This window comes from Methylobacterium frigidaeris (assembly GCF_022179185.1).
GTDB lineage: Bacteria > Pseudomonadota > Alphaproteobacteria > Rhizobiales > Beijerinckiaceae > Methylobacterium > Methylobacterium frigidaeris.
In genome coordinates this window covers 1-234 of record NZ_BPQJ01000365.1, presented here as the reverse complement: position 1 = coordinate 234, position 234 = coordinate 1, and the positions used below count along the sequence as shown (strand labels likewise).

1 protein-coding gene is annotated in these 234 nt (G+C 68.4%); it reads right to left on the bottom strand.

Going from position 1 to position 234, the window contains the following annotated elements; all coding sequences use genetic code 11:
• On the bottom strand, positions 1-234 hold a 234-nt coding region (locus MFF64_RS39220), incomplete at both ends, for a lyase family protein (protein WP_273557224.1).

The following is a 234-nucleotide window of genomic DNA, read 5'->3' as shown; positions in this document are numbered from 1 at the left end:
GTGGGCCAGGGTGGTGGCGTCGGGGAGGATGACCCTTTCCACGGAGGAGTGGGAGATGTCCCGCTCGTGCCAGAGGGCGATGTCCTCCAGGGCCGGCTGGAGGTAACCCCTAAGGAGCCTCGCCACCCCGGTGAGGTTCTCCAGGCCCACGGGGTTCTTCTTGTGGGGGATGGAGGAGCTCCCCGTCTGCCCTTCGTGGAAGGGCTCCTGGGCCTCGAGGACCTCCGTGCGCTG